The 26203-nt window shown below is 65.7% G+C and carries 24 protein-coding genes; 9 read left to right on the top strand and 15 right to left on the bottom strand.

Going from position 1 to position 26203, the window contains the following annotated elements; all coding sequences use genetic code 11:
* Positions 1-176: 176 nt before the first annotated feature.
* The 3 genes from ACPYOD_RS15320 (at position 177) to ACPYOD_RS15310 (ending at position 7696) form a co-directional block, all read left to right on the top strand.
* The gene (locus ACPYOD_RS15320; protein WP_481302577.1) at positions 177-3377 is read left to right on the top strand and encodes a TonB-dependent receptor; all 3201 of its coding nucleotides are present in this window, start codon (positions 177-179) and stop codon (positions 3375-3377) included.
* A 63-nt stretch (positions 3378-3440) separates the two neighbouring features.
* Positions 3441-5807, top strand: a complete 2367-nt coding sequence (locus ACPYOD_RS15315) for a GH92 family glycosyl hydrolase (protein WP_481302576.1) — start codon at positions 3441-3443, stop codon at positions 5805-5807.
* Between the two features lie 41 nt (positions 5808-5848).
* Positions 5849-7696, top strand: a complete 1848-nt coding sequence (locus ACPYOD_RS15310) for a glycoside hydrolase family 2 protein (protein ID WP_481302575.1) — start codon at positions 5849-5851, stop codon at positions 7694-7696.
* On the opposite strand, the gene ACPYOD_RS15305 is transcribed toward ACPYOD_RS15310, so the two are convergent.
* From ACPYOD_RS15305 to ACPYOD_RS15265, 9 genes are all read right to left on the bottom strand, one after another.
* A complete protein-coding gene (locus ACPYOD_RS15305) occupies positions 7659-9464 on the bottom strand; it encodes a tetratricopeptide repeat-containing diguanylate cyclase (RefSeq protein ID WP_481302574.1) in 1806 nt (601 codons plus the stop codon). The genes ACPYOD_RS15310 and ACPYOD_RS15305 overlap by 38 nt on opposite strands.
* A 16-nt stretch (positions 9465-9480) precedes the next feature.
* Positions 9481-9789, bottom strand: coding sequence for a hypothetical protein (locus tag ACPYOD_RS15300; protein ID WP_481302573.1), 309 nt, complete (start codon positions 9787-9789; stop codon positions 9481-9483).
* Between the two features lie 63 nt (positions 9790-9852).
* Positions 9853-10698, bottom strand: a complete 846-nt coding sequence (locus ACPYOD_RS15295) for an SAM-dependent methyltransferase (protein WP_481302572.1) — start codon at positions 10696-10698, stop codon at positions 9853-9855.
* Between the two features lie 212 nt (positions 10699-10910).
* On the bottom strand, positions 10911-11444 hold the full coding sequence (locus ACPYOD_RS15290; protein ID WP_481302571.1) for an SRPBCC family protein: 534 nt from the start codon (positions 11442-11444) through the stop codon (positions 10911-10913).
* Positions 11441-11806 carry an ArsR/SmtB family transcription factor gene (locus tag ACPYOD_RS15285; protein ID WP_481302570.1) on the bottom strand — a complete coding sequence of 122 codons (366 nt, stop codon included), beginning with the start codon at positions 11804-11806 and terminating at the stop codon, positions 11441-11443. Before ACPYOD_RS15285 ends, ACPYOD_RS15290 begins: the two co-directional genes overlap by 4 nt.
* A 75-nt stretch (positions 11807-11881) precedes the next feature.
* Entirely contained in the window at positions 11882-12892 is a 1011-nt protein-coding gene (locus tag ACPYOD_RS15280) for an NAD-dependent epimerase (RefSeq protein WP_481302569.1), read from the bottom strand.
* An 11-nt stretch (positions 12893-12903) separates the two neighbouring features.
* Complete coding sequence (tviB, locus tag ACPYOD_RS15275) at positions 12904-14181, bottom strand: Vi polysaccharide biosynthesis UDP-N-acetylglucosamine C-6 dehydrogenase TviB (RefSeq protein ID WP_481302568.1); 1278 nt, start codon at positions 14179-14181, stop codon at positions 12904-12906.
* A 97-nt stretch (positions 14182-14278) separates the two neighbouring features.
* Complete coding sequence (locus tag ACPYOD_RS15270) at positions 14279-15139, bottom strand: 2OG-Fe(II) oxygenase (RefSeq protein ID WP_481302567.1); 861 nt, start codon at positions 15137-15139, stop codon at positions 14279-14281.
* A 6-nt stretch (positions 15140-15145) separates the two neighbouring features.
* The gene (locus ACPYOD_RS15265) at positions 15146-15385 is read right to left on the bottom strand and encodes a GIY-YIG nuclease family protein (RefSeq protein ID WP_481302566.1); all 240 of its coding nucleotides are present in this window, start codon (positions 15383-15385) and stop codon (positions 15146-15148) included.
* 28 nt (positions 15386-15413) lie between these two features.
* On the opposite strand from ACPYOD_RS15265, the gene ACPYOD_RS15260 reads away from it, so the two are divergent.
* Entirely contained in the window at positions 15414-16490 is a 1077-nt protein-coding gene (locus tag ACPYOD_RS15260; RefSeq protein WP_481302565.1) for an aminotransferase-like domain-containing protein, read from the top strand.
* Here ACPYOD_RS15260 and ACPYOD_RS15255 read toward each other — a convergent pair.
* Positions 16487-17305, bottom strand: coding sequence for a tRNA threonylcarbamoyladenosine dehydratase (locus tag ACPYOD_RS15255; protein ID WP_481302564.1), 819 nt, complete (start codon positions 17303-17305; stop codon positions 16487-16489). The two genes, ACPYOD_RS15260 and ACPYOD_RS15255, sit on opposite strands and share 4 nt — an antisense overlap.
* Positions 17306-17379: 74 nt before the next feature.
* On the opposite strand from ACPYOD_RS15255, the gene ACPYOD_RS15250 reads away from it, so the two are divergent.
* The 4 genes from ACPYOD_RS15250 (at position 17380) to cqsA (ending at position 21771) form a co-directional block, all read left to right on the top strand.
* Positions 17380-17769, top strand: a complete 390-nt coding sequence (locus tag ACPYOD_RS15250) for a cytochrome c (protein WP_481302563.1) — start codon at positions 17380-17382, stop codon at positions 17767-17769.
* A 94-nt stretch (positions 17770-17863) separates the two neighbouring features.
* The gene (locus ACPYOD_RS15245; RefSeq protein WP_481302562.1) at positions 17864-19192 is read left to right on the top strand and encodes a sensor histidine kinase; all 1329 of its coding nucleotides are present in this window, start codon (positions 17864-17866) and stop codon (positions 19190-19192) included.
* The gene (locus ACPYOD_RS15240) at positions 19192-20229 is read left to right on the top strand and encodes a response regulator (RefSeq protein ID WP_481302561.1); all 1038 of its coding nucleotides are present in this window, start codon (positions 19192-19194) and stop codon (positions 20227-20229) included. Before ACPYOD_RS15245 ends, ACPYOD_RS15240 begins: the two co-directional genes overlap by 1 nt.
* A gap of 276 nt (positions 20230-20505) precedes the next feature.
* Complete coding sequence (cqsA, locus tag ACPYOD_RS15235) at positions 20506-21771, top strand: alpha-hydroxyketone-type quorum-sensing autoinducer synthase (RefSeq protein ID WP_481302560.1); 1266 nt, start codon at positions 20506-20508, stop codon at positions 21769-21771.
* 19 nt (positions 21772-21790) lie between these two features.
* Here the strand turns inward: cqsA and ACPYOD_RS15230 are convergent, their stop codons facing one another.
* From ACPYOD_RS15230 to ACPYOD_RS15215, 4 genes are all read right to left on the bottom strand, one after another.
* The gene (locus tag ACPYOD_RS15230) at positions 21791-22096 is read right to left on the bottom strand and encodes an Mpo1-like protein (protein ID WP_481302583.1); all 306 of its coding nucleotides are present in this window, start codon (positions 22094-22096) and stop codon (positions 21791-21793) included.
* An 11-nt stretch (positions 22097-22107) separates the two neighbouring features.
* Positions 22108-22977, bottom strand: coding sequence for a pirin family protein (locus ACPYOD_RS15225; protein ID WP_481302559.1), 870 nt, complete (start codon positions 22975-22977; stop codon positions 22108-22110).
* 174 nt (positions 22978-23151) lie between these two features.
* Positions 23152-23355 carry a transcription antiterminator/RNA stability regulator CspE gene (gene cspE, locus ACPYOD_RS15220; protein ID WP_089973954.1) on the bottom strand — a complete coding sequence of 68 codons (204 nt, stop codon included), beginning with the start codon at positions 23353-23355 and terminating at the stop codon, positions 23152-23154.
* Positions 23356-23704: 349 nt separating this feature from the next.
* Positions 23705-23914 carry a cold-shock protein gene (locus ACPYOD_RS15215; protein WP_046967385.1) on the bottom strand — a complete coding sequence of 70 codons (210 nt, stop codon included), beginning with the start codon at positions 23912-23914 and terminating at the stop codon, positions 23705-23707.
* Positions 23915-24251: 337 nt separating this feature from the next.
* On the opposite strand from ACPYOD_RS15215, the gene ACPYOD_RS15210 reads away from it, so the two are divergent.
* On the top strand, positions 24252-24710 hold the full coding sequence (locus tag ACPYOD_RS15210; protein ID WP_481302558.1) for a hypothetical protein: 459 nt from the start codon (positions 24252-24254) through the stop codon (positions 24708-24710).
* On the opposite strand, the gene ACPYOD_RS15205 is transcribed toward ACPYOD_RS15210, so the two are convergent.
* Positions 24711-25979 (bottom strand): winged helix-turn-helix domain-containing protein, encoded by a 1269-nt coding sequence (locus ACPYOD_RS15205; protein ID WP_481302557.1) that lies wholly within the window; start codon positions 25977-25979, stop codon positions 24711-24713. It lies immediately after the preceding gene.
* Between the last annotated feature and the right edge of the window lie 224 nt (positions 25980-26203).

Below are 26203 nucleotides of genomic sequence, written 5' to 3'. Positions count from 1 at the left end.
CCCAGAGTTGAAGCTTCCATCGCCTGCGAGCCGGGGGGCTCACTGGCGGCCTGAATTTTGGATCGATCCAAGTTGTAGGAGGACGCGTGCAGTCATAGATCGCACATCTGCAGCAGTGAACGGGGGAGTACCGCGCCACTCACTATTTCGGCGCGCATCACTGAGGGAAAACAACAATGTCTTATTTGCCGCACATGCTCACGCGCAAGCCGCTTTACGCCGCCATCGCTTCCGCCACCTTGTCGCTCGCCGGCTTCGCGATCGTTCCCGCGACGGCCTTCGCGCAAGATGCTGCGCCCGCCGCCTCGACGGCAGCGACGCCCGCGCCCGCCCAGACGGACAAGGACCGGCAGGCTGCCGATAAAGAACAACAGACCGCAGACAAGGACCGGCAGGGTAACGCCGCCAAGAGCGCCACCAAGCTGGACACGGTCGTCGTCACGAGCTATCGCCAGTCGATCGACCAGAACGTGCTCGACAAGCGCGACGCCAATTCCATCGTGGAAGTCATCAACGCGCAGAACATCGCGCAGTTCCCCGCGAAGAACATCGCCGACGCGCTGGCACACGTGCCGGGCGTGGTCATCAGCCGCGAATCGGGCGAAGGCAAGACGGTCAGCATCCGCGGCCTCGCGCCGGAACTGACCTATACGCAGTTGAACGGCAACTACGTCGCCTCGGCCGATACCTCGGCGGGCCTGACGCGTTCGTTCAACTACACGCTGTTCCCCGCGAACATGTTCTCGGACATCAAGCTCTACAAGAGCCTCGAGGCGCGCCTGGACGAAGGCGGCATCGGTGGCAACGTGGACCTGCGCACCCGCCGCCCGCTCGAGATGGACGCGAACGAAGGCTTCGTTACCGGCACCGCCGCGGGCTCCGACAACAGTGCGAAGGTGGAGCCGCAAGGCGCCGCGCTGTGGTCGTGGAAGAACAAGGACGAGACGTTCGGCGTGCTGCTCGCCGGCGCCTACCAAAAGCGCCAGGCACGAACCTATTCGGCGGACGGCTCGAGCTGGCACTGGTGGTCCGATAACTGCCGCGACCACGAGACCTGTACCCAGCCGCCGGTGGACATCCACGGCAATCCGTACAGCTCGGCCGTGAACAACAACATCGACCTGTGGGGCAACGGTGTCGTCGACCAGGCCGGGAACGTCTCCAACGGCTTCTGGATGCCGCAGCAGTTCTCCACGAGCCGCAACGACCTGACCCTGAAGACCAAGGGTGCCCAGGCCACGATGCAGTTCAAGCCGAGCGAGCACTTCCTGCTGACCGGTAACTACTTCCGCTTCGAGCGCCAGCAGACCCAGATCACCAACACCCTGGAAATCCCGGAGTGGGGCCTGCCGAGCAACAGCAACTACGCCGACCAGAACGGCCGCCTGCTCGCGCCGAACGGCCTCACCTTCGACAAGTCCGGCACCATCGTCACCGGTGCGAACTACGTGCTGCCGCCCGCCGGCGTGGGTTGCAACTCCACGGTGAACCCGGTTACGGGCGCCAGCCGTCAGGCGGTGGACGTGTGCAACACGGAAATCCCCTGGCTCAACGGCAACTACTCCGTCGAGAAGGCCACCTCGCAGACGCTCAACCTCGAAGGCGAGTGGGACAACGGCGGCAACCTGAGCGGCTCGTTCAACGTCGGCCGCACCTGGGCAAAGGGCGGCCCGTCGATCGAACTGGGCATGGCCGCCAAGCCGCGTAACTTCGTCAACGGCCAGTGGGTGAACGGCAGCACCGGCGCCGCATGGAACCTCAGCGGCAAGCCGGGCATCACCGCCGATCAGTCCGTATTGCAGAACATGCTCGCGGGCGCCGGCCAGGTCGACCTGGGCTCGACCGGCTCCAACATGGTGAACACCCGTACCTCGCAGAACTTCGCGCAGGCGGACTTCACCTGGGCCTTCGATTCCTCGTGGTTGCAGTCGCTGCAGTTCGGCGCCAAGTACAGCGATGCGAACGCCGAGCAGCAGAGCAACGAGGTGCGCTGGTACTGCAAGGGCACCACGCTGCAGTTCCAGACCTGCGACCCGAACGCCGGCCAGTTGCCCGCCAGCTTCCTGCTGCCGAACTACCTCGAGGGCGTGAACCATGCCTACGGCGACAGCATCTTCCCGGCGATCAATTTCCCGGCTTACTACAACCACCTGAACGACACGTACGACCGGACGATCTACAACAAGCCGCAGAACAAGTCCTCGATCGGCGAGAAGATCGCTGCCGCCTATGTCCAGGCGAACTTCGACACGGGTACCGTGCGAGGCAACGTCGGCGTGCGCTTCGTCACCACGAAGCAGGACCTCACCGTCGCCAACCAGGTCACCACGAACAACGCGACCTACTACCACGACGCAGGCGGCAACATCCTGATCTGCCCGGCTACCGGCATCAATGCGGGCGGTGGTCCTTGCGCTCCGGGTGACTTCCAGTACCTCCCGCGCGAGGTGGCCGTCGTCGAAAGCTTCAACAACTCGACGACGAACAAGCGTTACAACAAGTTCCTGCCCAGCTTCAACGTGGCATGGACGATCGCGGAAGACTTCGTCCTCCGTGCCGCCGGTTCGCAGGCGATGGCCCGTGCCAACTACACGGACCTGGCCCAGCTGGGCCAGCTGACGAACAACACGCAGGAGTACTACAACGACCGCAAGCAGTTCGGCGCTCCGCTGCCGGGCTGGTACGGTTCCGGTGCCAATGCCGACCTCAAGCCCTTCACGGCTACGCAGTTCGACCTGGCCGGCGAGTGGTACTACGCGCCGCACGGCGTCGTCGGTATCGACTTGTTCCAGAAGAAGGTGAAGAACTTCGTCGTTCCGGTCACCGTCAACAATATCGACGTGGACGTGGGCGGCACGCCGACGAACTTCCGCCAGTACAGCACGAACGCCAACGGCCGTTCCGGCACGTCGAAGGGTATCGAGTTCTACGCGCAGCACACCTGGGACTCGGGCTTCGGCTACATCGCCAACTACACGCTCAACCACACCAACGAAACCGCCGTCTCGTTGGGCGACACCCAGGTCGGCAAGGCCGAGTTGATCGGTAGCGCGAAGTACGCGGCGAACGTGTCGCTGTTCTATGAAAAGAACGGCCTGCTGCTCCGTGCCAGCGACAACTGGACCGGCCGCACGATGCAAGGCCTGGCCGCCGGCCTGCCGATCTACGCGCAGCCGTACCACCAGATCGATCTGAACGGCGACTACGAGTTCAACAAGCACTTCATGGTCACCGCCTCGATCATCAACTTCAACAAGGCAAGGCCGCACACCTACCTGGGTGGCGACACGCGGTCGCGCCTGGTCCAGCTGCTGTATCCGGGCCGCCAGTACTACCTCGGCGTGACCTACAAGTTCGGTGGTGAAAGCGACAAGTAAGACGATCGGCGGGGCCGGGCACATCGCCCGGCCCCGTTTTCTTTCCAAGCGAAGGAAACCCACATGACCATTCCCAAGGCACGTGTTCCCCACCGTGCCCTCGCCGTCGCGCTGTCGATGCTCATCGTGACTTCGGCGACGGCCGTCCTTGCCAAGGACAACAAGGCAGCCTCATCCACCGCGCCGGTGGACATCGCCAATCCGCTGGTGGGCACCGCTTCCCTCGACAAACAGGCGCTGCTCGGCAACGCACCCCCGCCCGGCGAGCCCACCTACACCGGCATGACCACACCGGGCGCCAGCCTTCCGCAAAGCGCGACCGAAGCCGCGCCGGTGAACATCAATGCCGACCTGGGCTTCGCGACGGGCGTGCCCGTGGCATACGACTACCGGCGTCCCGTGATGTTCGGCTTCACCGGGGGTGGCTCGACGTACGGTGCGCGTGGCGCGCCGATGGTCATGCCCGTGGTGGGCGACTGGACCGTGCCGCCCGACTACGCCACGTCGTATTACGACAAGGCCACCGAGAAGGCGTCCCCCGGCTACTACGCGGTCGACCTCGCAACGTTCCGCACGAAGGTGGAACTGACGGCGACACAGTGGACCAGCCTCATGCGCTTCACTTTCCCGGAGAGCCACCGCTCGAACGTGGTGGTGAACCTGCGCCGGGCGGGGGGCGATGTCGAAGTGGTGGACGACCATACCGTCCGCGGCGTCGCCACGGCGGGCCGCAGGGACAGGGACGCCGACGGTCCTTACTTCATCGCGGAATTCTCGCGCCCGTTCGCCAGCTTCGGTACGTTCCACTCCGAGGTGACGAACAAGGGCGAGGGGCTCGGTCACGAGGACGTGCAGGCGGGGCGCCGGAACGTGTCGGGCGACTACGCCGGTGCCTACCTCACCTTCGATACCAAGGCCGGCGACCAGGTGGTGGTTCGCATCGCCCATGGGCACAGCGCCGAGGAAGCCGGACAGCGGCTTCGCGCGCAGGACAGCGACACCGACTTCGATCGCGTGCATGCGAAAGCCCGTGCCCGCTGGGCCGAGCTGTTCGATCGCGTGGAAGTGACGGGCGGCACTCCGAAGCAGCGCAGCCTGTTCTACTCCACGCTTTACCACTCCTTCGCCAGTCCGCGCATGATCGCCCGCAAGGGCGAGCATTACACCGACGGCGACGGTCATGACCAGGTCGCGGATTACGATCACTACGGACCCGTACCCTTCTGGGACACGGGCCGCAACCAGATCACGCTCCTTATGTTGCTCGAGCCGAAGGTCGTGCAGGACATCATGCGTTCCGAGTTCGATCGGGCGCGCGAGCGCGGTTACATGAACACGTCGTTCCACGGCGACCACGCCGTGTTCCTCTACGACGGTGCCTGGCAGCGCGGCATCGACTTCGACTACGCGGCCGTGTACGAGTACCTGCGCAAGAACGCCACCGACCCGAACGGACCGCGCGGTTACCTTGCCGAGTACGTGAAGCAGGGCTGGATCTCCGACATCGTTCCGCCCGGCAATCCCAGCCCCCCGTATGCCGGCGGCAAGGCCGGCGTCGCCACCACGCTCGAATATGCCTGGGACGACCACGCGCTCGCCGACGTCGCGCGCAGGCTCGGCAAAACCGACGACGCCGAGATGTTCATGCGGCGCGCCGCGAACTACCGCAACGTGTTCGACCCGTCGGTCGGCTTCTTCCGGGGCCGCACCGAGGACGGGAAATGGATCTCTCCCTTCGATCCGGGCGAGCCGTACTACAACTTCATGATGAAGGAAGGCTCGGGCTGGTCCACGCTGTGGCTGGTGCCGCACGACGTGCAGGGCCTCATGACCCTGCTCGGCGGACGCGACGCCTTCAACGCGAAGCTCGACGCGTTCTTCTCCACGCCCTATACCGCCAAGGGCATCTGCCGCGACTGCACCGGGTTGATCGGGCAATACGTGCAGGGTAACCAACCCGACCAGCAGGCCGCCTACCTGTATGCGTGGAGCGGACAGCCCTGGAAGACGCAGGCGCTGACGCGGCGCATCCTCGAAGAACTGTACGGCAGCGACGCCACCGGCTATGGCTTCCCGGGCATGGACGACCAGGGATCGACGTCGTCCTGGTACGTGCTGAGCGCGATGGGTTTCTATCCGGTCGATCCGTCGACCCCGGACTACATCATCGGCAGCCCCATCTTCGACCGCGTTCGCCTGCACATGGGTAACGGGAAGACCTTCGAGATCGTCGCGCGCAACAACTCGGCGAAGAACAAATACATCCAGTCGGCCACGCTCGACGGCAAGCCCTGGACGAAGCCCTGGTTCAGCCATGCCGACATCGCGAACGGCGCCACGCTGGTACTCACGATGGGTCCCGAGCCGAACAAGGCCTGGGGTGCCGATCCGCACGATGCACCGCGTTCCATGTCCGCGGAACAGCGGTAATACGAGAAAGGGAAGAACGGATGACGAATCGAACGAAAGCCATGAAGCTAGGTACCTGCGTAGGTATCCTGCTGGCGACGGGCGTGGCGATGACGGCGCACGCGGGTACGGAAGGTGCCGGCGTCTGGAACGGCAAGACAGCACCCCTCTCGACACCGTGGACGAACAAGGTATCGCCGGGCAACGCGTTACCCGAGTATCCACGGCCGCAACTCGCGCGGCCTTCGCTGGAACATCCCCGCTGGATGAACCTCAACGGGCTCTGGGAATTCGCGGCGACCGAGGCGGACACGGCACCGTCGTTCGGCCATGCGCTGAAGGACAAGGTACTGGTGCCCTACCCCATCGAGTCCGTGCTGTCGGGCGTGCAGAAGCACTCCGACTTCATGCTCTATCGCCGGACGGTGGACCTACCCTCGGACTTCACCGCCAATGGCCAGCACGTGGTGCTGAACTTCGGCGCCGTTGCCCAGGAAGCCACGGTCTACGTCAACGGCAAGCAGGTGGCGAAGCATGCGGGCGGCTACACCTCCTTCGGTGCCGACATCACCGCTGCGCTCCAGCCGAAAGGGCCGCAGGAGATCGTCGTGGCCGTGCACGCGCCCGTCGATGGTGCCAACGTCATGGTGGGCAAGCAGCGGCTGAAGCCGGAAGGCATCTTCTACACGGCCGCCTCCGGCATCTGGCAAACGGTGTGGCTGGAGCCGGTACCTGCCTCCCGCCTCACGCAGGTGGACTTCACCGCCGTGCCGGCCCTGGACGCCTTCACCGTCACCGCGAAGACCGAGGGTGACGCAAGCGACGCCACGCTGCGCGTCACGGCCTATGCCGGCGGCAAGCCCGTCGGCGAGGCCAGCGGCCCCGCCGGCAAGCCGATGCGCCTGGCGATCGCGCAGCCGCGGCCATGGAGCCCTGAGGATCCGTTCCTCTACACGTTCAAGGCCACGCTCGAGAAGGGCGGGCAGCGGGACGAAGTAACGAGCTACGCGGGCTTGCGCACTGTCGCCCTCGCGAAGGTGGGCGGGCGCAACCGCATCGTGCTGAACGGCAAGCCGACCTTCCTGCTGGCCACGCTCGACCAGGGTTACTGGCCCGATGGCCTGCATACGGCGCCGACCGATGCGGCGCTCAAGTTCGACATCCAGAAGACGAAGGACCTGGGCTTCAACACCATCCGCAAGCACATCAAGGTGGAACCGGCGCGCTGGTACTACTGGGCGGATCGCCTGGGCCTGATGGTGTGGCAGGACATGCCCGCCTTGCCGAACGGACGCAACGACAAGTTGAGTGAAGCGGACAAGGCGACCTTCCGCGCGGACGTGTCGGCCATCGTCGAGCAGCTCAAGGGCGAGACGTCGATCGTCGGCTGGATCCCGTTCAACGAGGGCTGGGGGCAGTGGAGCATTCCCGCCGCCGCGGAACTGGCGAAGCAGATCAAGCAGCTCGACCCGTCGCGCCTGGTCAACGCGCGCAGCGGACTCAATTGCTGCGACACCAAGGGCGATCCGCATGCGGGCGACGTGTACGACGTGCACGACTACCAGGGCCCCGGCCTGCCCGTCCCGGACGAGACGCGCGCGTCCATGGACGGCGAGCACGGTGGCCTGACTTTGCATGTGCCCGGCCATGTGTGGCCGAACACTTCGATCAACCCTTATGGCGCGGTGAAAGACAATGCCGCCCTCAACGACGGCTATGTCGCCAATACCGCGGTGCTGCGCGACAAGGGCACGGCGATCGGCATGTCGGGCAGCGTCTACACCCAGATCACCGACGTCGAAGGCGAGCACAACGGCCTGTTCACCTACGACCGCAAGGTGGAGAAGGTAGACGAGGCCAGGGTACGCGCCATCAATGAGGCGACGATTCGCGCCGGTGGGGCTCCCTGAGCCCACCGGACGATTCGTCGCCTTCGACGACCACGCGATTCCGCCCCATGTGCTTGGCCCGGTAAAGCGCGGCATCGGCCGCGCGGCGCAGGCGTTGCAGGTCGTGCCCCATCGTATCGGTGCAGGCCAACCCGATGCTGACGGACAGTGGCACCACCACGCCGTCCGTCACCAGCGGTGACGCCTCGAGCGCGGCACGTATGCGTTCGGCGACCACCGTGCCCTGCAGCCGCGGCGTGTCCATCAGCAGGATGCCGAACTCCTCGCCGCCGAGGCGTCCGAGCAGGTCGCCGCCGCGCAGCTGTGCCTTGAAGATCGCGACGGCATGTTTCAGCACGGCATCGCCGACGGCGTGTCCGTGCGCGTCGTTCACCTGCTTGAAATGGTCGAGGTCGAGGAAGACGAGGCAGCCTTCGCCCATGCGCTTCTCCAATACGCGCAGCAGGCGTTCGGATTCGCTCATGAAATGCTGGTGGTGGAAGATACCGGTGAGCCCGTCGCACGACGAGAGCCACTTGAAGCGAAGCTGCGAGCGCTTGATCCGTACCATCCAGAACACGATGGACAGGAGGAGCAGCGACATCAGGACGATGTAGAGCCGGCTCGTCTCCACGGCCTTGGCATCCAGCGCTTTCTGCAGGCGCAGGATGCGGTTCTCCTTGCTCAGCCCCTCCGTCTCCAGCTTCTCCGCGCGGAAGTGCTGGCGGGCGGCTTCGTACGCCGCGTTACGCACGTTCGCGTCGCGCAGGTAGCCCTGGTCCTGGATGACGTAGCGCTCGTAGTAGTCCAGCGCGTTGGCGTAGTGCCCCTCGTCCTTCTCGATCGTATAGAGGATGCGGTAGGCGAAGCGAAGCGCTTCGTTGACATCGCCCACGTGTCCCAGGGCCACGGTCTCCAGCGCGGCCTTGCGCGCCTCGTCCACCCGGCCCATCTGTTCGTAGATCTGCGCACGCTGGCTGGACAGGCTGATGATGTGCGGGAAATACCGGCTCGCCTGGATGGCGGGGGCGATGCGCTGGATCGTGGCCAGCGCCTCGTCCAGCCTGCCTTCGTCGAACAGCCGGTCCACGAGGATCAGCGACATGGTGTGGGCGAAGATCGGCTGGCCGTCCACCTTGCACGTGTCGATCGTGCCCAGCAATTCCGGGCTGCGGGAGGTCAGCACACGCGCTCCCTCGAGCGCCGTCACCTTCTGCACCATCGCCTGGCAGGTCGACTGCCCCGCCGGCGTGGCCTTCAACATCATGTCGGCGTACTTCAGGCCCTGATCGGGCTGCCCCGCGAACGTCAGCATCTGCGACAGGTTGGCGAGGAGCACGAAGCGGGCTTGCGGATCGGTGACGGTCGGCAGCGTGTCCGCCGCACGCGTGGCCATGGCATAGGCTTCGGCGTACTTGCCCTGCTCACCCAGGTTGTTCATCAACATGGCGATCGCGCGCGTGCCGACGGGATCGTCGTCGTCGTGGGCCATCACTTGCCGCAGGCCCGCTTCGGCGGCGGGATAGCGGCCCTCGTAGTTCGCTTCCCAGGCGTCGAGGAACTGCAGGTAACGCCTTTCGTCGGCATCGAGGCTGGCGACGTCCCGGTGGAGTTCCGCCAGCAACTCGACGAAGCGCGCATGATCCTTCGTGCGCAGCGCGTCGACACGCGCCACGCGGCCGGGCACCGTTTCCACCGCCGCGGCATGGACGCACGCCGCCTGCGTCAGCAGCACGAGGCCGATCCGCAGCAGGACGGAGCGCGTTCGCAGGAAGCGACAGGAGCGCATGACCGTCGAACGACCTTCAGGCTACGGACGAATCGTCCGCGTCGTCGCGGCGCTCGTCCGGCTGCTCGTCGCCATGGTCGTCATCATCGTCCGGCCTGTCGGGCTCGTGTTCCTCGTGGCCGCCGGTCTGGCTCTGGTGTTCCACGTGCATGTGCTTGAGGCCCAGTTCCGCGGTGAGGGCGGTGCTGTCGCCATGGACCGCCATGTCCAGGACGCCGGGCGACGCGCCCTCCGCTTCCAGCGCGCGGGCCAGTTCGTCGGGCGACGCCCTGCGCAGGCTCGCGTCGCGCCCAATGGCTTCCAGCAGTTCAACGGTATCGCGCATGGTGTACCCCTGTGCTTGTGAAGGCACGGCACGCCTGGCGGCGGGCCGTGCGCTTGTTTCGGTTCATGCCGTGGCGGCGGGTTCCGCGCCCGTGCCATGCACCGCATCGAGCGCGTCGAGGCGCGCGCGCATGGCGACGTTCGGCTTCAAGGCGTGGGCGGGCGGGAGCACGAGCGTCTCCTGCCCGGTGAATTCGGCGGCGGCAAAATCGCGCAAAGCCATGCGCTGGATGTATGGGCCTTCGATGGGCAATGTCGGCGCACGATAAACGATGACCTCGTGGTCCGCGGGATAATCCGAGCACAGGCGCTCGACGAGCAGCTCACGATACGCATCGGGCGTGCGGAAGCGGCCGAGCGAGCGGTCGCCGACGACGCCGAGTTGCCAGAGGATCACGTGACCGGTCGTGTCGAGGTTGCGCTCGAAGAACAGCAACTGGCTGGCTTCCAGGTGCTGGCAGCCGACGCGTCCGGGATCGATGCCGAGATCGGCATAGAGGCAATCCTCGGCGGAGATGCCGGGCTCCATGTACGCCCGATAGCCTTCGGCGCGCGCGAGCTCGATCACCTTGTGCGGCGACCAGGCGAAGATACCCGGGTGCCCGTAGAAAACGGCGCATACCCTTCGGCCTGCACGCACTTCGGCGATCATCACGTCGACCCACTCACGGTAGGTTTTCATGCGCGACTTGCCTGGGCGGTAGTACGGCTGGAGGCTGCGCACGTCGGGATTGAGCCGGCGCAGCCACAGTTCCACCACGTGGTCCGAGAGCGCCGCGAACACGACGTCGGCGGTTTCGATGCAGTTGCGTGCCAGCGGTGTGAGGTGCGAGCCGAGCGTGATGCCCATGCCGACGCAGGCGATGCTGCCAGTGCGGTTGTCGATCGAATTCGGAGCAGATGCGTTCATAGGCGATGACAGGCTCGGATGATGACAAGCCCGGTCCCGCCTGGCGGCAAGTTGGATGAAACCCGGGCAACCCCTCGCCATAATGTGACACAACTCACATACGCTGGCAGCGGCTTCGCGGCATCTGTCTCTTCTGGACCCATGACGAGCGCGGGCCCGGGGCGGCGCCCCGGGCCCGCGCCGGTGTCCCGCTTGTTTACCCGTGGACGGCTTCAGGCCGGCAGGCGCCTCTCGTAGTCGACCTTGAGCGCCAGCCAGGCGTCCCAGAAAGGCGCCGGTTCCGTGCCCTCCATGCGCGCGGCCAGCACGTCCAGGTGCGCGTGCCACCCGGCGCTGACGTTGAGGCGCGTGGCGGCATCCAGGATGCGGCTGTGCGTGAGCGTCAGCAGCACGTCCTTGCCCCTGGTCTCCAGTTCGAAGGTGACGCCGCCGGTGCTTCCCCATTCGAACGCGAGCTTCCTCGGCGGATCGCATACCGTGATGCGGCTTTGCATCCGGTGTTCCTCCCCGAAACCCTCGGGCTTGTTACCGGGCGGATTCGTCAGTTCGTCGTTGCGCCAGCAGAACTCGAATGTGCTCCCCACCTTCATTTCCATCTCCCCCGAGGCAAGCCACTGGCGGCGCAGGTCGCTTTCGGTGAGGTAGGCCCACACGCGCTCGATCGGGCCGGGAAGCACGCGCTGGATCTTCAGCGTGGCATTTTCGACGAGGGTGCCGTAGGTGGCCGGCCTGATGGCTGCGTTCATGTCCTGTCTCCTTTGGGGGGCTTGGAAGCGCTCGTGTCGGCGTCGCGAAGGAGCCGGTCGAGCATCGAGAGGCGGTCGGTCCAGAAGCGCTCGTAGAACGCCAGCCATTCCTGGACGCTTGCCAGCGGGCCCGGCTCCAGGCGGCACAGATGTACCCGGCCCCGAACCTCGCGGCGGATCAGGCCCGCGTTTTCGAGCACCTTGATGTGCTTGGAGGCCGCGGCGAGGGACATCGCGAACGGCTCGGCGAGCTGGCTCACGGTGCGCTCGCCGTCGGCGAGCTCACGAAGCATGTGCCGGCGTGTGCGGTCGCCCAGGGCGTGGAAGACCGGATCCAGGTGCGGGGCGTCTAATTCAACCATGTGGTTGAATATACACTCCGGCGAAGAATAGTCAACCCGTCGGTTGAATTTCTGTCGTGATGGGATGCCGCCCGGTCAGACGCCGTAGTAGTCGCGGTACCAACGCACGAAGCGCTCTACGCCCTCTTCCACCGACACCTGTGGCGAGTAGCCCACGGCGCGGCGGAGGGCGCCTACGTCGGCCTCTGTGTCCGGCACGTCGCCCGCCTGAAGCGGCAGCAGTTCCATGACGGCCTCGCGGCCGAGGCATTGTTCGAGCCGACGGATGTAGTCGAGCAACTCGACCGGATGCTCATTGCCGATGTTGTACAGACGGAACGGCGCCACGCCGCTGGAGGACGGATCGGGCTCGAGCGGATTCCAGGCGGTGTCCGGCGTGGGCGGACGATCGAGGCAACGGATCACCCCTTCCACGATGTCGTCGACGTAGGTGAAGCTGCGACGGTGCCTGCCGTGGTTGAACACCTTGATCGGCTCGCCGGCGAGGATCGCGCGGGTAAACAGGAACAACGCCATGTCCGGCCGGCCCCACGGGCCGTACACGGTGAAGAAGCGCAGGCCCGTGCTCGGAATGCCGTACAGGTGCGCATAGCCGTGCGCCATCTGTTCGTTGGCCTTCTTCGTGGCGGCGTAAAGCGTCAGCGGATGCTCGGCTGAGCGGTGCTCGGAAAACGGCATCGCGCGATTGGCCCCGTACACCGAACTGGTGGAGGCGAACACGAGGTGCTCCACGGCATGGGTGCGGCAACCTTCCAGCACGTGCAGGAACCCGGTGACATTGCTGGACACGTACACGTGCGGATTCTCGGCGGCGTAACGCACGCCGGCTTGTGCCGCGAGATGGACCACCCGGCGCGGCTCGTGCCTTGCGAACACCGCGGCCATGGCCTCGCGATCGGCAAGGTCGGCGTGCACATGGGTGTAGCGCGGGTCGTGCCGGAAACGGTCGAGGCGCGCTTGTTTCAATCCGACGTCGTAGTAATCGTTGAGATTGTCGACGCCGACCACGTCGTCGCCACGCTCCAGCAACCGCATGGCCACGTGCGATCCGATGAATCCCGCCGTGCCCGTCACCAGTACCTTCATGGGGCGCTCCTTCAGAGCCGTCCGTCCACCGCATCGCGCGGCAGGACATACTTCACGTCGTAGACCACCGCTTCCGGCTTGCCGAACGCGCGGATGCCGGCAGCGCCAAGTTCGTGGAACTGCCTGTGCGCCACGGCGACGACGATCGCGTCGTACGCACCCGCCTTCGGTTCGGACACGGTGCGCAACCCGTAGACGTGCTCCGCTTCCGCGGCATCCACCCAGGGGTCGTAGACATCGATGGTCGCGTTGTAGGTCTTGAGCGAGGCGATGATGTCGACAACCCGCGTGTTGCGCAGGTCGGGGCAGTTTTCCTTGAAGGCCAGGCCGAGCAGCAGCACGCGCGCGCCCACGGGGTTGAGACCCTTGCAGACCATGAGCCGGATAACCTCCCCGGCAATGTATGGCCCCATGCTGTCGTTGGTACGCCGCCCGGCGAGGATCACGTCGGGATGGTGGCCCACCTCCTGCGCCTTGTGCGTCAGGTAGTAGGGATCGACCCCGATGCAATGCCCGCCCACGAGTCCGGGCCGGAACGGCAGGAAGTTCCACTTCGTGCCTGCGGCCTCCAGCACCTCGAGCGTGTCGATGCCGAGCTTGTTGAAGAGGATGGCCAGGTCGTTCACCAGCGCGATGTTGAGGTCGCGCTGCGTGTTCTCGATGACCTTCGCCGCTTCCGCCACCTTGATGCCGCTGGCCTTGTACGTGCCCGCGTCGATGATGCTGCCGTACAGCGCATCGACGAAGTCGGCGGTGTCGGGAGTGGAGCCGGACGTCACCTTGCGAATGCTGGTGACACGATGCTGCTTGTCGCCGGGATTGATGCGCTCCGGGCTGTACCCCACGAAGAAATCGCGATTGAAGACGAGGCCGGAGGTGCGCTCGAGGATGGGAACGCAGACTTCTTCCGTGCAACCGGGATACACGGTGGATTCGTAGACCACGACATCGCCGCGCGCGAGCACCTTGCCCAGCGACTCGCTCGCTCGCATCAACGGGGCGAGGTCGGGCCGCTTCGCGTTGTCGATGGGGGTGGGCACCGTCACGATGAAAACGTTGCACGAACGGAGGTCGTCGAGCCGGTCCGTATAAGCGAGTTCACCGGCCTGTGCGAGGGACTCCGCGTCGACTTCCAGGGTGCGGTCGCTGCCCGCGCGCAGTTCGTCGACGCGCGAGGCATCGATGTCGAAACCGACGGTTGGATATCGCTTGCCGAATTCGACGGCCAGGGGAAGGCCCACGTAGCCGAGCCCGACAATGCCGATCCTTACCTTGTCCAGCTGCTGCATCGGGCTTCCATCGAGTGTTTGCGGTGCAATCCGGACATCGCCGGAGCTAGCCGACTAGCCTAGCGGATCGCGTTCGCCAGGCGCCAGGGGGCCGTCCTCAACCCGCGAACGCGCGCTCGCGCATCCATTTGGTGAGGATCCATTTCTCGCCCGAGAGTACCGGCGCGCCCCCGTGCAGCGACAGCGGGTCGAGCGAGCCGTCCGGGGTCGTGTATTCGAAGTACAACGCCTGCCCGCGGCGTGGCACGTAGCTGAAATCGATGCTGGGGAAGATCGTTTCACCCCCGGCCTCCACGTCGTCCAGGTACATGATGAGGGTGGATACCCGCTGCCCGCCGTTGCGCAGGTGCGGTTCGCTGCCCGGGTCGCCGGGCGGGAAATAATCGAAATGCGGCACGTATTCGGCGCCCACGCCATAGCGCATGGCCTGGAGGCCTTCGCCGTGTTCGCCATCCATGCCCATGATGGCGGCGGCGCGCGCATCGATGCGTGCGATGAGCTCCGTTTCGCCCCTGCCGAAATTCGCCCCTTCGCTCGTACGAATGTCCTGGACCACGCCGATTCCCGTGCCGGGATTGACCACCTGCGACCGCTCGAGGCGCGAGGCGGCCAGCGCCTTCAACATGGCGCACTCATGCTCGTCGAGCACACCGTCGAGCACCGCGATGGTGGGCCGCGACACGCGCACGAGGACGCGAACGTCGCGGTCGCCGGCGTGCAGCGTGTGGCCCTCGGCAAGACGGCTCCTGAATGCCGCCGCCGTGTCCACGACGGGCGCTGCGGCGGGCGGCCGTGGGCCGAACAGCGCATCGGCAATGGCGTCGCGGGCGGCGCGCTCGTCGAAACGGTTTTCCTTCATCGTGGCGAGCAGGTCCGCGGGCGGGTGGCCGGCCGCGAGTGCCTCGCCGATCCAGCGGTGCCAATCCGGGGTAACCTTCGTGTGCAGTCGAGTGTCCATCGCGCTTCATCCTAACAACCAGGCGAGCTTTTTGGACCTTGGCAGTCGCTTCACCTCGCATTCGGCCTTGGACGCCGCGGAGCGGTCCGGGAACGACCGCGAGCCGAGCAGGCGCACCGGCGGGTTGGCGCGGGTATAGCGGGCGCCCTTGCCGGCCACATGCGCCTCATATCGCGCTTGCAGGTCGTTGGTGATGCCCGCGTACCAGGCACCATTCCGGCATTCGATGAGATACACACACCACATGGCGCGAAGCCTAACCGATGATGTGCCCATGGAAACGATCTACAACCTCGCGGTGAACCTGCCGCCGCGGGAAGCGACCGCGGCGCTCCTCGGCGAGGCGCTGGCCTCGGGGACCATGACTGTCGACGATCTCGCGTATCCGGACGCCGCCGGCGCCTCGCACGTAAGGCAGGCGATCGCGCGCTGGCTGCAACGCACCGCAGGGCACGGGCCGGTGGACCAGGCGTTGCTCGTGCTGACGAACGGGGCGCGGCACGCACTCGCGCTCGCCCTTCGGCACGCCACCCGCACACCGGGGGCGGCCTTGCTGGTGGAAGCGCGAACCTACCAGGGCATGCGCGCCATGGCGCAGGGCATGGGTATCCACTGCATCGACGTGGCGATGGACGAGCACGGCATGCGTCCGGACGCGCTCCTGGAGGCTTCGCGAGACGAGCAGGCCAGGACGGTGTATGTCCAGCCCACGCTGCACAACCCCACGACGGTCACGATGCCGTTCTCCCGCCGCATGGAAATCGCCACGGTGGCCGAACAGGCGGGGCTCACCATCATCGAAGGCGATGTGTATTCGCCCCTCGCGTGGCATGGCCAGGATGCATTGCCTCCTTTCAGCGTCATCGCGCCGGATCGCACCATGCATGCGGGAGGCATCGGAAAAATTCTCGGGCCCGGCCTGCGGATCGGCTGGTTGCTCCATCCCGACGCGTCGACGCGGGTGGCCTCGGTGGCCGCGATCGAACGCGAACTCGACGGGTTGCCGGCATGGTGGCCGGCCGTGGTCGCGCGCTGCATGGAAGACGGCAAGGCCGAGGCATGCCTGCGCGGCGTTGCGCAGAACATGAGGGACCGGGGAGCCATCGCCCGGCGGATCCTCGGATCCGCCGTCGTCACCGCCGGTGCCAGCCTGCATGCATGGCTGCCGTGTCGCGACGCCGAGGAGCTCGAAAAACGCCTGTTTTCCCGGGGTGTGCGCGTCGCGGCGGGGAACGGATTCGTCGGCGCCGCGGCATCGGCCCGGGGCGTTCGCCTCGCCCTGGGTGCGGAGGAATCGACCGAGCGGCTGGAAGCCGCTCTTGCGATCGTGGCGCAGGAACTCGGGGCCTAGCCCTTCTTCGCGGCAGTAAGCTTTTCCAGCGCCTTGCCCACGGCGGCGAACGCGAAGGCGCCGGTGACGTGCGTGGCGGCACCGAGGCCGCCGCCGCAGTCGAGCTTCAACGCATCCGAGCCCGGCGGGCGCACGCCGCACACGCTGCCGTCAGCCTGCGGATACTGGACGTTCTGCAACGAATAGACCGCCGACACGCCGAAGAAGCGGTCGGGATTGCGCGGAAACCCATGCTCCTGGCGCAGCTTTTTCCGGATCATGCTGAGCATGGCGTCGTGCTCCGTGCGCGAGAGGTCGCGCACCCGGATCTGGGTGGGATCCGTGCGGCCGCCCGCCGCCCCGACGGTCACGAGCGGCACCTTGCGGCGCCGGCACCAGACGATCGTCTCGAGCTTCACTTTCAGCGCGTCGCAGGCGTCGATCACCACGTCGTAGTTGCGATCCAGGAGTTCGTCCAGGGTCGACGGCGTGAGGAAACGCTCGACCGCCTCGAGCCGGATCGTGGGGCTGATGGCGTGCATGCGCTCGGCAACCACGCCCACCTTGGGCTTGCCGTACTGGCCGTCGAGCGCGTGCAGCTGCCGGTTCGTGTTGGACAGGCAGACATCGTCGCCGTCGATGAGCGTAAGGCGGCCGATGCCACTGCGGGCCAGGGCCTCGGCCGCCCACGAGCCCACGCCGCCCACGCCGATGACGCAGACATGCGCATGGGACAGCCTGTCGAGGCTGCCACGGCCATACAGGCGCTCGATGCCTGCGAAACGTTCGGCCTGGGCCGTGCTCACGGATGACTCGCTGGAAATGGATACGTTCATTGTCTCATATCGAAAAATCGCGGCCCCGGTTTCCGTAGGCTATGCTGGCGCCCTCGTGTTGCGATGGACTCCCGATGCGCCCGCTGCTGCTCGTCCTTCTCGGCCTCGTCGTGGGCGCGATGGGGGCTACCTTCGCCCTGTCGGCCTTGCGCCAGGGCACGCCGTTCCATCGCGGCGTCATGGCCGTCATGCAGTACCACCTGGGCGCGCTTCGCGCCAACGTGCGGGCGAAGCAGTGCGATGCCAAGGGCGCGCTCGCGCGCCTGTCCCGGATGCGGACGATGGCCGGCGACATCCGCGAGGCCTTCCCGGGCATGGACCAGCCCTTCTACGAGGCGGCCGGCCGGCTCGGCAAGGCAATCGACGGCGCGGCGGCCTCGGCGCCTGCGACGTGCGAGGCCCTCACGCAAGCCCTCGCGCCGGTGGACGAGGCATGCCAGTCCTGTCACCGGCAGTACCGGTAGCGAGCCGCTCGTGTCCTCCGACCCACTGACCGGGACACCGCCCTCCATGTCCACGCCGACGGACAAACGGGATCGACCAAGGCGCTTCTTCCGCATGCAGCTTTGGCTGCTGCTGCGGGCCATGGCGCGCTTCGAGACCACCATGTTCCTGCGCACGCGATATTCGCAGCCGAAGATGGTGGCCATCGGCGTCGTGGGCAGCTTCTGCCTGGCCGTGTACTACCCGGTCTGGGCGTACCTGTTCCCGCAGCCCTACGAAAACCTTCCCATGCGGCTGGTGTGCAGCGCCACGTTCATTCCGCTCGCGCTGCTGCCCTGGTGGCCGCGCCGGCTGCGCACGCACCTGCCTACGTACTGGTATTTCGCCATGACCGTGGCGATGCCTTTCTTCGTGGGCTACATGACCTTGCGCAACGCCACGCCCGCATGGCTCATGACGCACCTGGCCTGCGTCATGCTGCTGATGATGCTGTTCGACATCGCCAGCTTCCTCGTGGTCTTCACCATCGGCAGCCTGCTCGCGGCACTGGTATTCGTGTTGTCGCCCGAGGCGCACCTGCAGACGCGGACGATGCTCGAATACGTGCCGCTGCTGCTTTTCGCCATGGTGGGCGGCGCCACGTGCACGGTGTCGTCGAACATGGCCGAGCAATCGCGCATCGACGCCCTCACCGCCGCGTCGAACAACATCGCGCATGAACTGCGCACGCCCTTGGGTTCGCTGCGCATCGCGGCGCGGGCGGTCGCGCGGTTCATGCCCGACCTCATCCGCAGCCACCGCCTGGCGGAAAGCGAGGGGCTTGCCGTGCCCGAGGTCCGGGCCCAGAACCTGCACGCCCTGGAGCGGAGCATCGGGGTGATGGAGCGGGAGGTCACCTACGCCAACACCATCATCGACATGCTGCTGCTCTCCGCCCGGCCCATCGGCGAGGTACCCCTGACCCCGCTGATGGCGAGGGAATGCGTGGAGCAGGCCCTGCGGCGGTTTCCCTACGGTTCACGTGCCGAGCGCGAGCGCATCACGCTCTCTCCCACCGGGGACTTCCCGCTCCTGGGCGAAGAGGCGCTGGTCGTCCACATCCTCTTCAACCTGCTCCGCAACGCGCTTTTCCACACCGACCGGGCGGGAAAGGGCGATATCCAGGTCTTCATCGAGCCGGGGGACGCAGCCAATCGAATCCGCGTCCACGACACCGGTCCGGGCATTCCCCCCGACGTGGTACCCCGTATCTTCAACCGGTTTTATTCCTACGCCAGCGACAGCGAGGGCACGGGCACCGTCACCGGCCTCGGGATAGGGCTCGCTTTTTGTCGCGCGGCGATGGAGCATATGGGCGGTGGCATCGCATGCCGTACAAACCTGGGTGAATTCACTGAGTTCACCCTTACCTTCCCGCTTCCGGAGACCGGGGATCGGCAGTGATGACGTTGAACTCGCAGGGCGACATCCAGCCCTTCCACTTCCCGACCACGACGGTGCTGGTCGACGACCACGAGGAATACCTCGAGGTCGTGCCGTTGCTGCTCGATCCGATGATGCGGGTGCGCACCTTCAGTTCGCCGCGCAGCGCACTCGCCACGCTGGGCAACAATGGCAGCCGCCCCGTGCCGGGCGGTGGTTGGCTGTACCGCTGGAAAGACCGTCCGTCCGAGACCCAGGAACTGGTCGCGCTGGACATCGATTCCATCCACCGGGTGGTCTACGACCCCGAGCGCTTCGCGGAAATCTCCGTGGTGGTGGTCGACCAGGCCATGCCCGAGATGGACGGCATCACCTTCTGTAAGCGCTTACCGAACCCACACATCGGCAAGATCCTCCTCACCGGCCGTGCCGACGATGCCACCGCGATCGACGCCTTCAACTCCGGGGTCATCGATCGCTTCATCCGCAAGAACGATCCGGCGGCCATCGAGAAGCTGCAGACAGCCATCACGGAGTTGCAGCACCGCTATTTCGAGCGGGCCAGTGCCTTCGTGGCGGAAACCCTTGCCCTGGGCAACTTCCGGTTCCTGCGCGACCCGGCGTTCCGCGAGGTGCTGCAGTCGGTAACGGCCACGTTCCAGCCGGTGGAGTGCTACGTGCACTGCAATCCCACCGGGCTGCTCCTTGTCGACGCCTGGGGCATCGGGCGCTTCCTCCTCGTCCAGACGGACGAAGACCTTCGCACCCACTATGAAATTGCGGCAGATCTCGGCGCCCCGCCCGCGGTGCTCGAGGCCCTTCGCCGCGGTACCGCCCTGCCCTGGTTCAACTCGCGCGACGGTTTCTACCACAAGGGCGTGGTGGACCCGGAATCGCAACTCCACGTCGCCACGGCCGTCTCGGGCGAACAGTGGTACTACTACGCGCTCATCGACGATGTGCAGCGTTTCCGCCTGCAGCACGTGAAGTCGTACCGTGCCTGGCTGCGTGAGCAAGATCTCAGCCTCGCCGCCGACAGCAGGTCGCGGTTCATTTAGACCCTTCTCAATCCGTCCGTTTCTTCAAACAGGCAAAGCCCTTCGCGCCGGCCTTTCCGGGGCGAAGAATTCGTGTCGCGTGGATTCATCTCGCGCGGACGAGGCTGTCCGCACAAAGTCTCTCTAGTTAGCGGCTCGAGGAAGGCCGGCCCCTGAAGGGGCCGGATGGCCCTCTCCCATCACAACGCGCCTTTCCGGGCGAGGCGCGCGCGTGCGCCGTCGCGTCGGACGGTGCCGCGGATGCCGCCCGGGCCCTTAACCAGAGAGAGAAGATCCATGGAAAACGTTTCCATTCTTCATCCGATCGCCAAGGCGCCGGCACTTCCCGACTTCGTCACGCGTAGGGTCGATCGATTTCACAACGAACGGATAGCCATCGATTGGGGTGGGCGTCACATTTTGAGGGGACGGCAGCCGCGCAAGGGCGACCTGTTGCTCCAGAGCAACGATTACCTGGCTATCGCAGGCCATCCGGCGATCATCGAGGCACAGCGCGAGGCCCTCGCGGAGGGCGGCCTGGGCATGATGATGTCGGCGCTTTTTCAGCAGGACGAAAGCCAGCCGGTGCATCGCGTCGAAGCCGAACTGGCACGAGCCGTTGGCTGTGAGGACGGCATCCTGGCCCAGTCCGGTTTCGCGGCCAACGTCGGCCTGATCCAGTCCATCGCCGGGGAGCGCGTTCCAGTGTACATCGACATGCTGGCCCACGCGTCCCTATGGGAAGGGATCCGCAGCGCGGGGGCGAAGGCTGTGTCGGTCCTGCACAACGACCTCGCCCACCTCGAGCGCCAGGTGTTGCGCAACGGGCCCGGCGTGATCGTGGTGGATGCCGTCTACAGCACCAACGGCAGTCTGGCACCGCTGATCGACATCGCCGATATCGCCCGGGCCCAGGGTTGCGTGCTGGTAGTGGACGAGTCCCATTCGCTGGGTACGCACGGACAGCGCGGCGAAGGGCTCGTTGCCAGCCTTGGCCTCAACGACCGCGTGCATTTCATCACCGCCAGCCTGGCCAAGGCCTATTGCTCGCGCGCGGGCTTCATCGCCTGCACCCATCGCTTCAAGGACTACTTCGGCTGCGAGGCGCTGCCGGCCATCTTCAGTTCGTCGCTGTTGCCGCACGAGCTGGCAGGCATCGCGGCGTCGCATCGCGTCATCCAGGGCGAGGGCTGGCGGCGCCACCGCCTGCGCCGGATCACGCGCCATGTGCGGGACGAACTCACCGCCCTCGGCTATCCGATCAGCGATGGCACCGAGCAGATCGTGGCCTTCGAGGCAGGGCTGGAGATCCTCACCGGACGCGTGCGCGACACCATGGAGCGATATGGCGTGTTCGGCTCGGTGTTCAGTGCGCCGGCCACGACGGTCAACCGATCTCTCCTGCGCCTTACCCTCAACGCCGGCATGAGCGACGGGGACGTCGAGCGGCTGATCGATGTGTGCCGCCGGGCGAAGGACGAGATGGACCTGGACGCATGGAGCGCGTCGCGGCGGGCGCAACGGGAGGCGGGACGCACCGTGGTTCCGGCCGAGGTGGCCTGACACGATCGCGCGGGCGTGGTCAGCGGAGGGAAACGCGCCCGCGCAGGATGTCCCAGAACATCGCCCAATCCCCCATCAGGCTATAGAAGGGATGGCGGAACGTGGCCGGCCGGTTCTTCTCGAACACGAAGTGGCCTACCCAGGCGAACCCATAGCCCCCGACGAGGGCAAGCAGCAGCCACCCCCAGCCACCGGTGACCAGGAGCATGAGCAAGGCGAAGAGCACCACCCAGCTGCCGGCGAAATGCAGGCGGCGGCAACGCACGTCGGCGTGTTCGCCGAGGTAGTACGGATAGAACTCGCGAAAACTGGCGAAGCCGGCCATACGCTCTCCCATCAGCGCTCGGGCAGCGGGATCCGCTCGTACTCGTCGCCGGGTACCAGCGGAAACCGCCCTGCCTGCCAATCCGCCTTCGCCGTTTCGATCAGTTCGGGCGAGCTGGCAACGAAATTCCACCACAGGTGACGCTCGCCATCGAGCGGCGCGCCGCCGAAGAGCATCACGAGCGATGGCTCCGTCGCCTCCAGCACCGGAGGCGGTCCGTCGTGCGCCACCGCCATGTCCAGCGCGGCGAGTTCCAGGTTGTCGAGGCGCGCCGCGCCCTGCACGACGTATGCGCCCCACTCCGCATGCTCTTCCGGCATCGTCAGGCGTGCGCCTGCCTCAAGCCGCGCTTCGACGAAGAACATGGGCGCGAAGACGCGCACCGGCGATGTCGCGCCGAAGGCCTCGCCGGCGATCACCACCATCCGCGCACCCTCGCGCTCAACCTTGGGCAGATCGGCCGCGGCGTGATGGTGGAATTCCGGATCGATGTTTTCGTGGGATTTAGGCAGGGCCACCCACACCTGGATGCCGTGGAGGCTGGCGTGGTCGTGGCGGGCTTCCTCGGGCGTACGTTCCGAATGCACGATGCCGCGACCCGCCGTCATCCAGTTCACGTCGCCGGGATGGATGTCGACCTCGCTGCCGAGGCTGTCGCGGTGGCGGATCACGCCGTCGAAAAGCCATGTGACGGTGGCAAGGCCGATATGCGGATGCGGGCGCACGTCCAGCCCCGCATCGTCGCCGAAAGCGACGGGCCCCATCTGGTCGAAGAAGACGAACGGGCCGACGTGGCGCGCGTTCAGGTGCGGCAGCATGCGCCGTACGACGAAACCGCCGCCGAGGTCGCGCTGCTTGCCGTCAATGGGGATGGTGGTCATGGCGAGGCTCCGTCTGATGCGGAAAGCCTAGCAAAGGAGAACGGCGCCGGATGGCACGAAGCTATCGGGAGTCGCACGTTCCGCGGCTTGGACACGCAAAACTCCTCCGACGCCTGTGGCGCCGGAGGAGCGGAAGTCATGCAAGGACGGGCGGCGCGAGCCTGCCCGAACGAATCACTTCGGAACGACGTTGTCCGCCTGGGGACCCTTCTGGCCCTGGGTCACGGTGTATTCCACCTTCTGACCTTCCTGCAACGACTTGAAGCCATTGCCCTGGATCGAACGGAAATGGACGAATACGTCCGGGCCGCCCTCGTCCTGGGTGATGAAGCCAAAGCCCTTGGCGTCGTTGAACCACTTCACAGTACCTGTTGCCATCACACACACCTCTATCCAACACACGAAAACCCGGCTCACGAGCCGGAGACTTACTGGGCATGCAGGACCGGGGTGAGGCGATGGAGCGTCTAACTGCTCGCTAACATCGGGCCACTCTCGTGACCGCGCAAACACAGTACGAGTGATCATAACCACATTTACGCAAACATCTGTAGGGGATTTCCTACAGAGGACGGATTTTTGACGGCGATCACGACGAAAGTTGTGAAAATCGCGCGAAGGACGCCGAATCCGTGCCGAATATGTGCCAAAGGGACTGGCATGCCCAGAATAAAAAAGGCCGGGCGTTGTCGCCCGGCCTTTTAGCAAAGCTGGTCAAGTCGGCCGATCAGGCCTTGTTGACTTCCTCAGCCTGCAGACCCTTCTGGCCGTTCACGACCTTGAAGGAGACCTTCTCGCCTTCGGCGAGGGACTTGAAGCCGTTGCCCTGGATGGCGCGGAAGTGAACGAACACGTCCGGGCCGTTCTCACGGGAAATGAAGCCGAAGCCCTTGGCGTCGTTGAACCACTTAACGGTGCCGATCTCACGATCCGACATAGAAACACTCCAATACGATTTACGAATGAAACCAGCGACTTGGAATAAGTCGCTGCATTACTGGTGTGCAAGGAAACGCGAGGAGCGAAGCGATGTTGCGGATCCGTGATCAGCGGCATCGGGTCAACGTAACTCTATGACCCCGGCAAACACAGTGCGCGGACTATACCTGTACCGGCGGGAAATAGCGATGGGCCTGAACAACGTCGAAAAGAGGGCCGCTGACATCGATTTCACCCCACCGGGGTACATGCTTGTGCGGCGTCGCATCGATGTTGCGACTTTGGCTACCATTCGTCCACGTTCGCTAGGGGGACCGCCGACCATGAACCGCTCCATGACCCGACTCATTCCGCTTCTCGCCGGTGCGCTTGCGCTTGCCGCGTGTTCCGACCACAAGACCCGCCCCGAGGGCACCACCGGGCGCACCGCCGAGCCGGCCGCCACCACGACGAAGACGACGGGCGGGACCCCGCCGAAGCGGTCGACCGGAACGACCACGACCGCGCCGAAGGCAGGCGGTAAGGAGACTGCGCTGCCTGACAGCACCGGCATCGCCGCGTGCGACGAATACCTCGCCAGCTACAAGAGCTGTCACCTGGCCGCTGGCATCTATGCGCGCGACCAGATCGAAAGCCGCTACGACATGATGCGCACCAGCCTGCTGCGTCAATCGCAGGACCCGGACATGCGCGGCCAGCTGGGTGCGCGCTGCACGTCGCTCGCTACCCAATTGAAGGAAGCGCTGCACGGCAAGTCGTGCGGGGACGTTCCGGCCCCGGCTTCCACGCGCTGATCAGCCAGCGGCCGCTTTCGCGATCTGGTTGGCCAGGTCGCGCGGCCGGCTACGATCGACCGCGATGCGCGGCGTGCCGTGCCATGCCGCGCATTCCCGAATGGCACCGGCTACATCCTCGACCAGCGCCGGCGTAACCGTTACGCCGGCTTCCAGCCACATGCCGAGTACCTGGAACAGGCCCGCCTGGCGATGGGCCTTCGCGTCGAGCCTGCCGATGAGCCGGCCGCGATGCAGGATGGGCAACACGTAATAGCCATACTTGCGCTTCGCCGCGGGCGTATAGCATTCGATGGTGTATTCGAAGCCGAAGAGGTCCTGTGCCCGCGCGCGGTCCCAGACCACCGGGTCGAACGGCGAAAGCAGCGTCGTGCGCGATGCACGAAGCGCGTTCCTGGCGGCGTCCGCCAATAATGCCCCGTGTTCCGGATGCACATATGCGGGCTCGTCCCAACCGTCGACCAGCACCCGCACGAGCGCACCCTGCTCCACCATGGGCGCTAGTTCGTCGTCCGTGACGCGCGGCCGAAGCCGGAAATAGTCGGCGATCCAGCGCGCCTTCGCGATGCCCAGCGAGCGAACGCTTTCCAGGATGAAATGGCACCGCACATCGGCTTCGTCGAGCACGGCCGTCGGTGGCGGAAGGGGCCAGCGCGCGGTGACGCGCTCGGTCAGGTCATACACGCGCTGGAACCGTTCCCGCCGCGCGACCATCAGGCGGCCCAGCGCGAACCACGCCTCGAGCCAGCGCTTCTCGGGTTTCCATCCCCACCAGCCTTTCGTCCCAGGCGTATCGCGCTCGAAATCCGCCGCTCGCAGCGGCCCTTCGCGACGGATGCGCTCCAGCAACGCGTCCATATCGGCACGCGCCTCGTCGTGCGTACGCTCGGCCATCTTGTGCGCCCAGTGGCCGGCCCGGCCGGCCCGGTAATCGCGGTGGAAGCGATACTCCGCGGCCGGAACGAAGCAGGCTTCGTGCGCCCAACATTCCGCCAATACGCCCTCGGCCAGCGACTCGTCGAGCCATTCGTTACGGTAAGCGCCGAGCCGGGAGAACAGCGTCATGTAGGGGCTGCGCGCGACAACGTTGATCGTGTCGATCTGAAGCAGGCCCATGCGCTCGATCGTGGCCGCCACATCCGGTTTGCGCGCCTTGCGCGTGGAGCGTTTCAGGAGACCCTGCGCACCGAGGTGCATGAGCTGTGCCGAGCGCTGCGATAGACGGAGCACGTCTTGCGTGGAGGTGGCGTCGGATACGCGTGACGGCACGGTAGAGGCCTTTCCGCAATTGGGCCGCCATTAAATCGCTCCTTGATAGCGTCGGCAACGATACTGCGATGCAAGGCATGGCAGCACTCCAACCCGTCACGAAAGGAGGCCACTCCATGAAGAAGCAAGTTCGCGCCGCGACCCTCGGCGTATCGCTGCTGCTGGCAGGCGCGGCGTTCGCCCAGGTGCCGCCGCCCCCCAATCACTGTCTCTTATACACATCT

The sequence above is a fragment of the Luteibacter sp. HAY1-4A genome, assembly GCF_056755355.1.
The sequence above is the reverse complement of the archived record's forward strand: the minus strand, read 5'-3'. Positions and strand labels throughout refer to the sequence as shown.